Origin of the sequence: Bremerella alba, assembly GCF_013618625.1 — a bacterium.
In the GTDB taxonomy this organism is placed as follows: domain Bacteria; phylum Planctomycetota; class Planctomycetia; order Pirellulales; family Pirellulaceae; genus Bremerella; species Bremerella alba.
This window is the reverse complement of the sequence record NZ_JABRWO010000004.1, coordinates 422,025-436,196: the sequence shown is the minus strand read 5'-3', so window position 1 is coordinate 436,196 and position 14,172 is coordinate 422,025. Positions and strand designations below refer to the sequence as shown.

Sequence of the window (14,172 nt, the reverse complement as noted above, 5' to 3'; positions counted from 1 at the left end):
GGGCCCCACAAGCGGTCTTTGCGAACGATTGAAACAAACCGGCACGTCTCCCTAGGTTTCGGAGACGGCGGCCGGTTAGTTGGCTTCGTTCAGTTCAAAGTCGATGACGTTGTCGTTGCCTTCGGTCACGGCAACGGCGTTGGGCCATGTCACGCGATCGTATTTCATGAGCATCATCCGCTCTTCCTTGTCCATTTCCGCGAAGCCTGGGATCTGGGAAGGCTGTCGCTGCGGGACGCGAATCTCGACGGTATGCTTACCGATCATGCCCCCGTCGATTGTCTCGGTGTATTGCAATTGATACTTGCCTGCGGAATCGGTTCGCCCAAACGAGGTGCGTCCGCTTTCGGGACGGAACTCTAGGGTGACGCCTTCCAACGGCGTGCCGTCTTGAGTGACAAGCCCGCTAACTTCTTCCAGTGGTAGCCCATGGTCTTGGTAGCAGCCAAGGGAAATCAGCATGAAAGCGCACAGGGCGCAGCGATAGATCGTCGCCATGATCGAGGCTCCTTAGAGTCGCGGCAGAACGCCGGGTCGTTGTGAAATGAGAATAGATGAAATCGAACGGATTAGGACTCGTCGATCACTTCCCCGCTAGACCGTGTGGCAAGGGCCGAATAGGTATCGCCGTTGATCGTTTCTGGTAAGAAGCGAACGTGCGCGTCGCCAAAAACAAACATCGCCCCGCCGGGATGGAAGCTGCCAAACGCACGATGCGGAAAGGTCCCGGCCGAAGGCATGTTGATCGGATAACTGCTCGAGGCGGGCGCGAAGGCGCGATCGGGAAATTGCGCCACATCGGTACAAGCCCAAGTGGCAGCACGGCGAACAACGACCGGGCCATTGTTCGCGATATCGCCTCCGTCGCGTTCTCCGGCAAGGATCGTGTTGCTGGTGCCGTCGATGATATCCCGAAACTGGCGTGACTCGTCGTAGCAAAAGATACCGTTGTAATTCTGGGGATCGTAGTTGCCGTTGGGAACGAAGTTCTCGGAATTCGCGTACACCATCGAACCACCACAGCCCATGTAGTTCGACTTGCCCATGTTGGAACGAAACGTGTTGATGTCGCCCAGAATATCGGAAGGGCACATGTAAGCATCGACCGCCTGTCCACCGGCGTTGGTACTTGTCCCGTTGGGGACCTGGGCCGAGAAGTTGCTGGTCTCGGCTTTGACCTGCTCGTACAGCGCCGACTGCTCGAGGAAGGGAAGAATGGCGACGCTCCAAATTGGCAAGTTGTCGCTGCTGCCATAGCCGGTGAACGAGGTCACACCAATCGGAAACGCGGTGTGCGTATCGTGATAGTTGTGAATCGCCAAGCCAATTTGCTTGAGCTTGTTCGAGCAGGACATCCGTCGAGCTGCCTCTCGGGCTTGCTGAACTGCCGGCAACAGAAGCGCTATGAGGACGCCAATAATGGCGATCACAACCAATAATTCCACAAGCGTAAAACCACGTAACTTAGTCCGTGAAGAGTCCATCGAAGCATCTTTCGAATCAGGAGCGACTGGAAGGAGATTACGGAGGAGGGGCGGAATGAGGGGGTGGTTTCCATGTATAGCGGGTCGATCATTGGCAAGCAAGAAAAAAGCCAACAATACTTTCGCTTGAGATCGCTATCGGTAGAGGAGAGAGAACGCTGGACGTATCGCTTGCCGCAGAAGACTACACTTCTTCCTGCGGCTTGGGGGCCGGGGCGTCTTGCTTCTTCGCGGGTGGGCCGAACCCGCCATCTCGCATGGGTCGAGGTCCCTCGAATCCCGGGGGCCGGGGGCCGCGCTCACGATCGCCACGCATGCCCGGCGGGCCTGGTCCTCGGTCAGGACCACGGCCATCGGGACCACGGCCTTCAGGGCCACGATCATTCGGGCCTCGGTCGCGGCCATCGCCCCGGCGACCATCGCGGTCGTCACGATCGCGATCACGGTCCCAGGGTGGCCCAGGCGGGCGACCGCCAAAGAAGCGACCGCCGTTTTCTCGCATGTACTCGTGTCGCAGCTCGGCATCGAATCGCTCTGGCGGCAACGCGGCGAGCTCGGCCTGACGTTTCTCGGGAAGGCGACGATAGAACTTCTGCAGTTGGTCGTCATCGACGCGGTTTTGAAAGTGAGCGAAGACGGCGGCCTGCATCAAGGCGCTTAAGAGGCCTCGCTGACGGTCTGGCGGTTCGGACTGCAGCCGCTGCTGCGTTTCTTTATCAAGCTGGGTCGACAGTTGTTGGAAGTCTTGGTCCGATGGCATGATCGATTTCATTTCGGGATCGCGCATGAGCCAGACCCAGATGACGAACAGCTTGCGATCATCGGACGCGTCTTCCAGGCGATCTTTCAGCCAGGGGATTTTGTCGTAAAGCTCTTGCTCGTTGGCCAAGATTTCGGCTTTGTGGGCATCACGCCATTCATCGAACCAAACTTTGATGGCCTGAAAGTCTTCGCGTTTGGGTTGAATATCTCGGAATGCGTACTTCGTGAATTCTTCAAACTGCTTTCGTTCTTGGGCTGCGATGATCCGTTTGATCTCGGTGATTCGCTTTTCCGGCGGCAGCTCTTGCAGTTTCATGCGTTCGACCGAGCTGACCGTTTTCAGCCAGTCGTAATAGCGGTGCATCACTTCCCGCAGCTGGTCACCTTCGGCGTGTTCGTCGAGCGCCTCGTTCAAAGCGATCCGCCGGTTGCGTTCGTCGGTCGAGAGCTTCTCGAAGCGTTCGAGCTTCAACCGTAGTTCCGACTTATCGGCAGCCGACATCGCTTCGATCCGGGCAACACGCTCGGAGGTCGATTCCTGTCCATGACCGGTCAGGGCCGTCACCAAGATTAAAGCGACGACCGTGCTGGCGGAGATTGCGTTACGATTCATCGCTGGTCTCTCCCGTGAAAAGGCCTTCTTTCCGCAGGGCTTCCAGAAACTCGATATTGTCGACGCGTTCTAGTTCGTCCACATTTTCGATCACCGGAAGGCTCTCGACGAGAACACGATCGGGGCGACTGAGCCGCCATTGGGTGAGCACAAAGCCCATGCCTACCAGGGCGACAATACCCAAAGCGATGCCTGCCTGGCGAACCGTGGCAGTGCGTTTGCGTTGTTGTTCGTATTGCTGAATCTCTTGCGAGGCGGCCACGGTGATCATTTCGACGGTGGTGCGGACGAACTTTTCGTCGTCGAGATCGGCTTTAGGCAGCGCGTCGAGCATATCCCAAGCGCGATCGAGTTCGTCAAGCCGACCGCGGAAGTTGTCGTCCTCGGCCAGGCGCGTTTCGACCAGCGAACGCTCCGTTTCGGAAAGCTCGTTGTCGAGATAGGCGGCCAGCAGCTCGTCCATCTCGGTCTTCGCGTCGGGATGTGCAATGGGATCGGTCATGGCTACGTCGCTAGATGGGCGGGACGAACCCGCTTGATCCACTAATTTTCCGTGATGTTCCACCTCCAGTCCCTTCAGGGGAGAGGGGACTGGAGGTTTGTTTTCAAACAGGGATCTTTAGGGGACGGTTCCTTCTTGTAGGTAGGGTTGCAGGGCTTCTTTTAAGTTGGCCCGGGCACGGGACAATAACGACTTGATGGCTTGGACCGACATGCCCATCGTCTCGGCGATGTCGGCGTAGCTCATCTCTTCAAATTTCGAGAGCAACACGGCCATCCGTTGTCGCTCGTTGAGGGACTCGACGGCCTGACGGACGATCGAGCCCATTTCTGATTTATCGAGTTGCCGGGTAGGCATGAGCCCACTAGCCGCCGTGGCGATTCGCTCCATAGGATTTGCCGGTTGGCTGCCAGACTGCTCGACCGAGCTGGTAACCTGGACTTCCTTCCGGCGTGCCAAGCTGCGGCGGGCATTGCTGGCCACGTTGTTTACGATGGTGAACAGCCACGTCGAGAACCGCGAACCCGGCACATATGTCTTCCGCGAGCGATAAACGCGCATGAAAACTTCTTGAGCAAGGTCTTCGGCCAGATCTCGCTTACTAACTAAATGTTCCAATACGGTGACTACCCGGCGTTGATACCGGAGCATGAGCTCTTCGAACGCGGCAGCGTCGTCATCGCGCACCAACAGCATGAGCCGGACATCCGGATCTTGCAGTTCGTATCTTCGGGCAGTCGATTCCGAAATCGACAAAACATCTTCTCCGCGAGCCGACGTGATAAGGACAATTCAAGGGGCATCCGCGCCCTGAAATTCAGTCTAGGGATTGGTATCGGCAAAAACTAGCAGCCGATCCCCAGGCAAGCTGCCGAGTATCACGTCCACTTCCGACTTTTTATCACAAGGAGCAATCATCTTGGGGCACATAAAAAGAAACCCCGAGCGCCGGTTAAGGTTCTGCGACTCCCTCCAAAGAGTGGGTAGTCAGGTTTTCCGCTTCTAGCTGCGAGTCCCTCGGAGCGTATCATTTATTTTTGATCCAGCTAGCGACGGAAACGCGTCAGTATTTTTCTTTGGCACGGCTATTGCATATATACCTAGCATCCTAACGGAAGCTGAGACAGGGTCGAAGCAGAGAAGAGGATCCTGGATAACAGGGGCCGGTCATAAGAAGAGGCACACCGGTTTGAGACCTTAATCCTTTAGAGGCATCGGGTTAAGGTCATTCCGAAAGGATGATAAGAGGCTAGAGTTGGAAGGATCTCCCCCTTCCACACAGAATAGAACAGGCGAGTTCGTTTAACAGAGACGACTCGCCTGTTTTATTTTGCACGTTGCGAAATTGAACAGTGTGCAATTCTAATACGCCCCGGGTGGGGGTATCGGTGCCGCGAAATGCGATACCAAATCGAAAACGCAAAATTCGCAATAAAAAGTCTCGCTTTTTGTAAGTCGGAATAATCTACCCGAATTTCGTAGAATAGATGAGTAGTTGCGTCTCTTGTCCACTCGCGGGAAAAACTCGCAGAAATCCCACCGAATCCGGAAAATCAACGAGTACATTCATAGTACAAGCACGTTTATCCAGGGTGAGTTACGACATGATCGCAATGTTATGTCAGGATAGTAGCTCACGATGGACAGACCTAACTCGTTACGCACGAGAGCTTTTCGCCGTCCATTTTTTGTCGCAGAGAGGTATTTCCATGTCGCGCTGGCAAGTTATTCCCGTTACTTTCGGCTTGATGCTCGCAGTTACTGCGGGTTTGAGCGCCGCTGATAAATCGGAAGATTATGGCATCCCTCAGGTTGCCACGATCAACGAGAAGATTCGTCTCGGTTGGGAAGACTACGGAATTTCGCCATCGCCGGACGAGATCGACTCTGTTTGGGCCCGGCGCCTGTTTCTCGACGTGCTGGGCCGTGTTCCTTCGGTCGACGAGCTGAACGAGTTTCAGCGAGATCGCGGCAAGGACAAAAAGAAGAATCTTGTCGACAAGATTCTCTTCGACGAGCAGTACACCGAAGAATATGCCCGCAACTGGACCACCGTGTGGACCAACACGCTGATTGGCCGTAACGGCGGTACCGACAACAACTCGCAGATCAGCCGTCCCGGCATGCAGAAGTATCTACGCGATAGCTTTGCCCGTAATAAGCCGTACGACCAAATGGTCAAAGAACTAGTGACGGCCACCGGTGCCAACACGCCGGGCATGCCCAACTTCAACGGGGCTGTCAACTTCTATATGGACAAGCTGGAAGAAGACGGCGTCCAGGCGACGGCCAAGACCGCCCAGATTTTTCTCGGTATGCAGGTTCAGTGTACCCAGTGCCATAACCATCCATTTAACGAATGGAAGCAGGAAAAGTTCTGGAACATGAACGCCTTCTTCCGTCAAACGCGTGCCCGACGCGGTGAGATGCCCACCGGTGGCAACGATAACATGCGAGCGATGACGCTCAACGATGTCGACTTCATGGGTGAAGGCCGCAACATCAACAACGCCGAGATTTATTACGAACTGCGTAATGGTCTATTGAAGGTGGCCTATCCAGAGTTTTTAGATGGTCAGAAGATTCCGACTAGTGGCCGTGTTGCAGAAGTCAATCGACGTGATGAACTCGCGAAGTTCATGATCGACTCCGAGAGTCTGCCGGAAGCGGTTGCTAACCGTTACTGGGGACACTTCCTCGGCTATGGCTTCACCAAGCCTGTCGATGACATGGGACCGCACAACCGTCCGACCCATCCTGAACTGGTCGCCTTTTTGGGTGAGGAAGTCCGGAACAACAGTTTTAATCTGAAGGATCTGATCCGTTGGATTACGCTGAGCGAAGCTTACGGGCTTTCTAGTAAGATCACCAAGGGGAATGCCCTGGACGATCCGACGGTGGGTGAACCACCGAAGTTCAGCCACTTCTACCTGCGTCAGATGCAGGCCGAACAGTTGTACGAATCGTTGTTAGTTGCGACCGAAGCTCATAAGACTCGCGGCAACTACGAAGCTCAGGAAAAGAAGAAGAGCGAATGGATGCAGCAGTTCGTCACCGCATTCGGCACCGACGAAGGGGACGAAGCGACGACGTTCAACGGCACCATTCCGCAAGCTCTCATGATGTTCAATGGCGACTTGGTCATGGACGCTGTCAGCACGAAGCCTGGTAGCTTTATCCACCGCATGGCGGCGGAAGGTCGCGATGGGAAGGAAGCAATCAATCACCTGTACATGGCGACGGTTGCCAGACGCCCCACGCGTAACGAGTTGCAAGCCGCAAACTTCCTCATTGGTGTTCACAAGGGAGACATGGCCAAGGCCATGCAAGATGTCTTCTGGGCTCTCTTGAACAGCAACGAGTTCATTTTAAATCACTAATCTGTCGACGTACTCTCAACCAGTAATCACACCGCTGGCCCGAGTCGTCGGGCACATCAAGTAAGGAACACTTTATTATGAGTTTTGCTCCACAGGGGATGACCCGACGCCACTTCATGTCGCACATGGCCGGCGCATCGGCAATGATCGCTCCTTCGATGATGATGGGGAGTGCCATTCAGGCCAACGCACAAGACCTGAAGAAGCGTGGCAAGAGCTGCATCATGCTTTGGATGGGTGGTGGTCCGAGCACAATGGATATCTGGGATCTTAAGCCAGGTACCAACACCGGTGGTCCTTTCCGCCCCATGAGCACCAAGGGTGATCTGCAGATCAGCGAGCACATGCCCAAGACCGCTCAGGTCATGGACAACCTCTCGGTCGTTCGCTCGATGAGCACCCGCGAAGCGGATCATGGTCGTGGCCGTTACTACATGCATACCGGTTATGTGCCTAATCCCAACATCGAGCACCCTAGCTACGGTTCGGTGATTGCCCACGAATTGGCCAGCGATCACAACGAACTGGAAATCCCACCGTTCGTTTCGGTTGGTGGTGGTAGCGTCGGCCCAGGCTTCCTGGGTATGTCGTGGGCTCCGTTCACCGTCAGCAGTAGTGGTCAGGTTCGCAACCTGGGCATGAAAGGCTGGGGGGATGAAACCCTGCAAAGCCGCCTGGAAATGCTGCGTTTGATCGAAGGTGGCTTCGTCAATCAGAACCGCGGTCCGGCTGCCATGGATCACGCCAAGATCCTGGACAAGACCGTCAAGCTGATGACCAGCGATCAGATGAAGGCCTTCAAGGTCATGGAAGAACCCGAAGAAATGAAGGAGCTTTATGGTAACGATGGCTTCGGCCGTGGTTGCTTACTGGCTCGCCGCCTGGTGGAAGCTGGCGTTCCGTTCATCGAAGTCGATCTGGGTGGTTGGGATAACCATCAGAACATCTTCAACACGTTGTCCGACAACAAGCTGCCGGTTCTCGACCGTGCGATGAGTGCCCTGGTTACCGACCTGAAGCAACGTGGTCTGCTGGAAAGCACCACGATTGTGTGGATGGGCGAATTTAGCCGTACTCCACGCATCAACGGTAACACCGGTCGCGATCACTGGGCTCGCAGTTGGAGCACCGTGGTCGGTGGTGGTGGTATCAACGGTGGTCTCGCCGTTGGTGAAACCAGCTCGGACGGTACGCGGGTTGAAACCGAACCGTACAGCTCGGAAGACCTGATGGCGACCGTTTGCCGTGCGATGGGTATCTCGCTCGATACGACCTTCACCAGTAAGAGCGGACGTCCGATGAAGATCGCCAATGGCGGTAAGATCATCAAGGAATTGATCGCCTAAAAAAGGCGAAATATTTTTCGCAGTGCGGGAACAATTTGGAAGCCTCACTGCGAACTCCTTATTAGCCAAGCAAAAAGAACCTGACAGAGTTTTAACTCTGGAGGGAAACGCCCGACGAGAATTAAATTGTCAGGCATATAAACCAACGAAGCGCGACGGTCGAAAGCCCCTGATTACCTCGTGGTAGTAAAGACTTTCGGCCGTGTTTCGTTTCTTGGGTTGAATAAGTCTTAAATGATTTGCAGGCAAATCATTTAGAGGTTAACTAGCCTCTGATAGCACAACCTATTCTCCCCCATGGATTCGTCGATTGTGCGATTCCATTTCTTCATACGCCGTTTGCATCATCGGCGGCATCCGATCGTAGGCCCAGCGGCGACTCGTCGTATCGTCCTTGAATGTGATATTTTCGAGGAATGAAACGTATAAGGCGTTCATCAGTTCCGGGCTTCCCTGCTGAAACAGTTCCATAAAAAGCTGGCAGGCTGAATCGAACTCGTGCCGCTTGTGCTGATCGATGAAGGATTGAACCAACCGACTGAACTCGGCAACTTGAAGATGTAGTAATCCTTCCCAGATGTCATCGTGCAGCTGGTCGTATAGTTACGGAAAGAGTGTCTCAATGCGATGAACGGCTTCTGCCCCAGTGATCATGGCGAATGAACTCGGTGGTAAATCGAGCGAATGCCAAGGATGGGTGCTTGGCGATTTGGTCATGTTCTGGCGTGAGACGCTTGTCGGCGGTGCTGACCTTGAGGTATCTCTCTGGATCGCCTGTAAGTTCGGTGACTAGACGGGCGATTGTTTCCCTTCCAGGGCCGTTCGTAAGCGACCCGTCTTGCGGTCGCGACATGACTGCCACCAATGCTTCAGGCGAAGAATCTGGGCACGCGGTGCTAGCATCGGGTAGTGGGTCATGCGCCCAACCGTCGCGATCCGTGTCATCCAACGTCGCTTGGCTTCAAACGAGCCTGGTCCCATGTCGAGCGACTTGTCGGCTCGCTGAAAGCTGTCGCGGATAAGGATGGCTGTCAGGGTCGTGCCGAGTCCAAGCTCGCGAGCTTCGGGGGCATCGCCACGACGTAACCCGAAAATGTGACCGTCTGAGCAATAGTTGTAACAGAAGCCGATCGGCTTGCCGTCGAGATAGAGCATGGCTAGATCAAGCATGCCTAGTTCGGTCGCGGCGACATGACAGTCTTTGATGTAACGGCGAATATGTCGATGGGAGATCGTAGTTCCCGTTGTCGAGTGTCCTTGCCAGCTCTTTTCTGCAATCGTTGTGGCCTGTGAGTAAAGGTCCCAGCGAGGATCGCAATCGTTTGCTGCTTTTCCCTGTGGGCGATATCGTTCTAAGTGAACGCGGCCAGTCGAATCAAACTTGTTAAGTTTCCGGCGAATATCACTACGCATCTTAGGGCTTCGCGAACGCAGGTAATCATCCCAGGTCCCTTCAAAATCGATGAAGACGGTTTCCTTCCAAACGCCTGGGTTAGGAGAGTAGCCGGCATCGGCCATTGCGTCGCTGGTCAAGTTGACTTCCATGTCCTCTTCGGCCAGCCAGCGGAGATCGATCATGTCCCAGTCACGCGGCTGCTCTTGAATGTGCTGTAGAGCCCGACGCAGCGTCAGCTGAGGGTTTTCGGCTAGAACGCTGAAATGGGTACCCCAGTCGGCAAGCGGGTAGGTTAAGACGTTCACTTTGCCCAGACGCGTCGGCTCTTTGACAACGACCAGGGGGACCACTCCGACCAAGCATTGTCCTTCGAGGACCAGCAAGACGCGAAGTTGTTTCCCTTCACCGAAATGCTTCCAGTAGATTTGTAACCACTCAAGCGTTTGGAAGAATGTCGCTCCCGGCGTCGATTCCCATAGCCGATGCCAATTGGATCGAACGTAGGAAAGATCCTGGGATTCGTTGATTTCCAAAACGCGAAGCATTCCAGCTCTGTCCTAACCGGGGGGCGAATAGCGGCAAACGCTCCGAATAGGGAACGTAATTTGGCTCACTTGAAACCTTATGCCGCGAAACGAATCGGGGCTGCCAGATGGTTGGGGTTATCCCCACCTCAGAGAGAGAGCATTGGCGTTAAGATCGCTACAACCATTAAAAATGCAAAGGCCTGTCGAAAACATGCTTCGACAGGCCTTTGCCTGGGAATTACTAATAGCTGACGGACGTTCAAAACTCGGTTTAATCGCCAGGCAAGTTACGGACTCACCGGGAAGAGTGGCGCTCGTTTCACTGGCGATGCTTCATCAAGCGGGCCAGCTTGGGGCGAGGCGATTTCCGAGAGGTCTAGCTCGCTTGTGGGCGTTGCCGCTTCTTCGGTCGGAGTGGTTACCGGTGCAGCCGTCGATGGTCCCGCGTCTGCCGGAGCATCTGTCGGGGTCATCTCCGGTTTGCGTACTTCCTGCTGCAGGTCCGTTGCTTGCGCAACTTTCTGCTTGGCCGAGTTTGCTTCTTTTACGGCAGACATCGAGATCGGTTTCGCGAGCACGCTTTTTGCGAGCTCAACCGCCCCTGCTCCGTCAGGCGACTCTTGATACAACGAGACGATCCGACGGAAGATCTCACGACCCTCTCGGACGTCGCCAGAGAGAATCGACTCTTCGGCCTGAAGAACGAAGTCGTTGATCGACGAGTTCTGAACCTTACCGGTAATACGCTTGTGCTGCAGCCGATTGATCTCTCGTTTCGAGATCAAATGGTAGGGCCGGTTATCTAACGTCTCTGGAAGTTCTTCCAGGATCATGTCGTACTGATGCCATGCCCCCAGGTAATTACCACCCTCTTCCAAGCCCCGGGCATTGGCCAGTCGGCGTTCGGCATCGCTGCGAAATTCACGACCCATTCGCAAGCTGATCGCCAGGCGAGCTTCGGCTCTTTCCATTTGAATCATGTTGAGCCAATTCTGCGCCTCGTCTGCATATTCGCTGTCGGGATAACGATCCAAGAGGGGCTGAATGTAGTTGTTCTCGGCATCACGCCACTTGGTAGTGTCGTCGGTAAGCATCATGGGTTCGGCGCGTGCGTATAGTTGAGCATCGTTGAGCGGACGAAGCAGCCAAACAAGTGCACCGATGATGAGGATCAACGCCAGCCCAAGGAAGATTCGGCTGTTGAAGAACGAACCCCGTTCGTAATACGAGGGTTTGTGCATCAGTTTCTCGGCTTCGCTCCGGTCGATACCGATATCGATGATGCTTTCGCGTCCGTTGTTGCCGACCAACGCATGTTCGATCGCGCTCATGCCGCGCGCGACCGCGTCCTGTGATTCGCGTAGCCCGGCCGCGACTGAATCGATATCCGGAGGGCGACGATCGGGCATGACCTCGATCATCCGCATGATGACTCGGTCGAGCCACACCGGGCAGTCCAGTTCGAGCGAGGCCGGCCGCTCTGGCAGTTTCCAACGCTCGTCGCCGGACGCAAGCGGGTTGAACGGCAGCTTGCCGGTGATCATCTCGTAGAAGACGCACCCCAGCGAGAAGATATCGGTGGCATCGTCAACATACTGGGGATCCTCAAACTGCTCTGGCGAAAGATATTGTTGTCGGTCTTTCGGAAGAAGCAGCAGCGAAGAACGCCGCCAGCGTGGATCGGCCCAGAAGCTGGTCAGTTGGACGGTCAAAGGCTGGCGTGGATCGGTCAGACCTGCACCGGAAAGCAACACATGGGCTGGGCGAACATCCAAGTGATGGATGTTCATGTGATGCGCGGCCGCCAACGCGGCACATACCTGCAGGCCAATCTCGACGACCGTTTCCCAAGGAAGGGGACCATGTTGTTCTAGATACTGCTGCAGATTGATGCCGTCGACGTAATCGAGCGCGAAGAACGGAACCCCCTGATCAATCCCCGCCCCGTGATAGCGGACGATGTTCGGGTGGGTCAATTTCATTAACTGGCGACTACGATTTTCAAGTCGTCGTCGCGCACGAGGATTCTCGGCATATCGTTCGGGCAGGATGCAAACGACTGCTTGGCGTTTTTGCTTGAGATGAAAGCCATGGAAAACATGGCTATTGGGGTCCTTGCCGAGGCGGTTTTCCAGGGCAAACGGACCTAACTTGGATAGCTCTATCATCGATCGTTCCCTCAAATCGGTTAGGCATGCGAGGGGGGTCGCAATCTATTCGACGCGCGCGGACAGCGAGTAGTTCGCCTCTTCTGCCAAAAGGTTTAACACTGCAAACCCCAAGCCAGATTCGAACAAATTGCCCCGATTACTGTGTAACTCGATATAAGCCATTACAGTCACTATACTTCTTACCGCAAAATATTTCGTATCTAACTTGACTAATATGAATAACATGCTGTCGATCTGAGACTTCTTGTCTCAAAATGAGGCGAATTCGTCCAGTCCGGTTTCTGTTGAGGCATTTCAAGAAAATCCGTAGAATCGCCCTGCCTGGGTGCGCTCCGTATACTCAGGCCCCGGTATCAATGGCCAAGTCAAGGAAGACACGCGTCATGAGTTCTCCCATTGCTAAGGGTGAAATCGCCACGCCTCGTGCCCGCTGGATCGAGCAAGGACAAGCCGCTATTCGGCATGAAGCCGACGTGATGCTGCGCGTTGCCCAGTCGCTCGACGATCGTTTTGCCAGCGCTGTCGAGATGATCTTAAACTGTCACGGCGACGTGATCGTCAGCGGGATCGGCAAAGCAGGCCACGTCGGGACCAAGCTTGCCGCAACATTGGCATCGACCGGGACGCGTAGTCATTTTCTGCATCCGGCGGAAGCGATTCACGGCGATCTTGGCCGCGTGAGTGAACGCGACATTGTGCTCATGCTTTCGCAAAGTGGCGAAACAGAAGAAATCATCCGGCTGCTGCCGATTCTGCGAGGACTCGGTGCGACGCTCATCGCGATGACCTCATCGGCGGAAAATACACTCGGCAAAGCGGCCTCTGTGGTGTTGGAACTCGGGGGCATAACCGAAGCGTGTCCGCTCAATCTGGCTCCGACCGCAAGCACGGCGGCCATGCTTGCGTTAGGAGATGCGTTGGCCATTACGGTGAGCGAGCATCGCGGATTTCGCCAGGAAGACTTTGCCCGCTATCACCCCGGCGGAAGTCTGGGACGCAAGTTGGCGCTGGTGGAAGAAAAGATGCGTCCTCTGGATCAATGCCGCGTAGCATCCGATCAGTTTTCGATTCGGGATGTCTTTCGGAAGGTTCGTGTTCAGGGTCGTCGAACCGGGGCTATTATGTTGACCGATGCCGAAGGGCGGTTGTCCGGGATCTTCACCGACAGCGATCTGGCACGCTTGTTCGAGCGGGATGGCATGGTTGATATCAATGCTTCGATCGCCACCGTCATGACGACTCATCCTAAGACGACCGTAGCAGGCACACGCTTTCAAGCGGCCCTGCATCGCCTGGCGAACGAAAAAATTAGCGAAATGCCGGTGGTCGATGCCCAGGGGCGTCCACTTGGTATGTTGGATGTGACGGATGTGGTGGGTCAGGTTCCCAGCGACGCAGCAGAAGAGCCAATTGTCAGGCCCACTCTAAAAATTCGTTATCCGAACCAAGACGAGCGAGGGGCGTAGATGAATTTGGAACAGCAATGCCAGGGGATCGAGATCCTCTTGACCGATGTTGACGGGGTGCTGACCGATGGCGGCGTTATTTTGAACAACGAAGGCGTCGAGTCGAAGCAGTTCCACATTCGGGACGGTCTGGGCTTCAAGCTGTGGCGTCAGGCCGGCTTCAAATGTGGCTTGATCACGGGCCGTAATTCGCAGGTCGTACGGCTTCGGGCTCAAGAGTTGAACATGGACATTGTCCGGCAGGGCATTCAAGACAAAGCGACCGTAGCCCAAGAGGTGCTCAAGAGGTTTGACCTCAAGCCGGAGCAACTGGCTTACGTAGGAGACGACTTGATCGATCTCGGGGCAATCCGTCTGGCAGGCCTGGGGATTGCGGTTGCTGATGCGGTGGAAGAGGTGAAGGACGCAGCCGACTACGTCACCAAGACACCTGGCGGTAAAGGCGCGATTCGCGAAGTGATTGAGGTCATCCTCAAAGCGAAAAAAGTCTGGAACGACATCATCCACACTTATTAAGTACGGAAA

At 55.0% G+C, this 14,172-nt stretch carries 13 protein-coding genes; 5 read left to right on the top strand and 8 right to left on the bottom strand.

Annotated elements, in window-relative coordinates; translation table 11 throughout:
* Nucleotides 1-75: 75 nt before the first annotated feature.
* From HOV93_RS09540 to HOV93_RS09520, 5 genes are all read right to left on the bottom strand, one after another.
* Nucleotides 76-498: a carboxypeptidase-like regulatory domain-containing protein gene (locus HOV93_RS09540; protein ID WP_207396254.1), complete on the bottom strand. Its 423-nt coding sequence runs from the start codon at nucleotides 496-498 to the stop codon at nucleotides 76-78.
* Nucleotides 499-569: 71 nt separating this feature from the next.
* Nucleotides 570-1,484 (bottom strand): DUF1559 domain-containing protein, encoded by a 915-nt coding sequence (locus tag HOV93_RS09535; RefSeq protein WP_207396253.1) that lies wholly within the window; start codon nucleotides 1,482-1,484, stop codon nucleotides 570-572.
* 184 nt (nucleotides 1,485-1,668) lie between these two features.
* Complete coding sequence (locus HOV93_RS09530) at nucleotides 1,669-2,859, bottom strand: hypothetical protein (RefSeq protein ID WP_207396252.1); 1,191 nt, start codon at nucleotides 2,857-2,859, stop codon at nucleotides 1,669-1,671.
* Nucleotides 2,849-3,361 carry an anti-sigma factor family protein gene (locus HOV93_RS09525; protein WP_207396251.1) on the bottom strand — a complete coding sequence of 171 codons (513 nt, stop codon included), beginning with the start codon at nucleotides 3,359-3,361 and terminating at the stop codon, nucleotides 2,849-2,851. The genes HOV93_RS09530 and HOV93_RS09525 overlap by 11 nt, the downstream gene beginning before the upstream one ends.
* Before the next feature lie 117 nt (nucleotides 3,362-3,478).
* Entirely contained in the window at nucleotides 3,479-4,117 is a 639-nt protein-coding gene (locus HOV93_RS09520) for an RNA polymerase sigma factor (protein WP_235990040.1), read from the bottom strand.
* A gap of 953 nt (nucleotides 4,118-5,070) precedes the next feature.
* Here HOV93_RS09520 and HOV93_RS09515 point away from each other — a divergent pair.
* Together HOV93_RS09515 and HOV93_RS09510 are read left to right on the top strand one after the other, a co-directional pair.
* Nucleotides 5,071-6,741 (top strand): DUF1549 domain-containing protein, encoded by a 1,671-nt coding sequence (locus HOV93_RS09515; RefSeq protein WP_207396250.1) that lies wholly within the window; start codon nucleotides 5,071-5,073, stop codon nucleotides 6,739-6,741.
* Nucleotides 6,742-6,818: 77 nt separating this feature from the next.
* A complete protein-coding gene (locus HOV93_RS09510; protein WP_207396249.1) occupies nucleotides 6,819-8,087 on the top strand; it encodes a DUF1501 domain-containing protein in 1,269 nt (422 codons plus the stop codon).
* A gap of 285 nt (nucleotides 8,088-8,372) precedes the next feature.
* Here the strand turns inward: HOV93_RS09510 and HOV93_RS09505 are convergent, their stop codons facing one another.
* Nucleotides 8,373-8,678, bottom strand: a complete 306-nt coding sequence (locus tag HOV93_RS09505; protein WP_449243541.1) for a DUF7674 family protein — start codon at nucleotides 8,676-8,678, stop codon at nucleotides 8,373-8,375.
* A gap of 61 nt (nucleotides 8,679-8,739) precedes the next feature.
* Between HOV93_RS09505 and HOV93_RS09500 the strand changes: the two genes are divergently transcribed.
* The gene (locus tag HOV93_RS09500) at nucleotides 8,740-8,880 is read left to right on the top strand and encodes a hypothetical protein (RefSeq protein WP_207396247.1); all 141 of its coding nucleotides are present in this window, start codon (nucleotides 8,740-8,742) and stop codon (nucleotides 8,878-8,880) included.
* Here HOV93_RS09500 and HOV93_RS09495 read toward each other — a convergent pair.
* Both HOV93_RS09495 and HOV93_RS09490 read right to left on the bottom strand, forming a co-directional pair.
* Nucleotides 8,877-10,028 carry a GNAT family N-acetyltransferase gene (locus tag HOV93_RS09495; RefSeq protein ID WP_207396246.1) on the bottom strand — a complete coding sequence of 384 codons (1,152 nt, stop codon included), beginning with the start codon at nucleotides 10,026-10,028 and terminating at the stop codon, nucleotides 8,877-8,879. The two genes, HOV93_RS09500 and HOV93_RS09495, sit on opposite strands and share 4 nt — an antisense overlap.
* A 269-nt stretch (nucleotides 10,029-10,297) precedes the next feature.
* The gene (locus tag HOV93_RS09490; protein ID WP_207396245.1) at nucleotides 10,298-12,178 is read right to left on the bottom strand and encodes a protein kinase domain-containing protein; all 1,881 of its coding nucleotides are present in this window, start codon (nucleotides 12,176-12,178) and stop codon (nucleotides 10,298-10,300) included.
* A gap of 386 nt (nucleotides 12,179-12,564) precedes the next feature.
* Here HOV93_RS09490 and HOV93_RS09485 point away from each other — a divergent pair, with 386 nt between their 5' ends.
* Nucleotides 12,565-13,647, top strand: a complete 1,083-nt coding sequence (locus tag HOV93_RS09485; RefSeq protein WP_207396244.1) for a KpsF/GutQ family sugar-phosphate isomerase — start codon at nucleotides 12,565-12,567, stop codon at nucleotides 13,645-13,647.
* Complete coding sequence (locus HOV93_RS09480) at nucleotides 13,648-14,163, top strand: KdsC family phosphatase (RefSeq protein WP_207396243.1); 516 nt, start codon at nucleotides 13,648-13,650, stop codon at nucleotides 14,161-14,163.
* Nucleotides 14,164-14,172 lie beyond the last annotated feature (9 nt).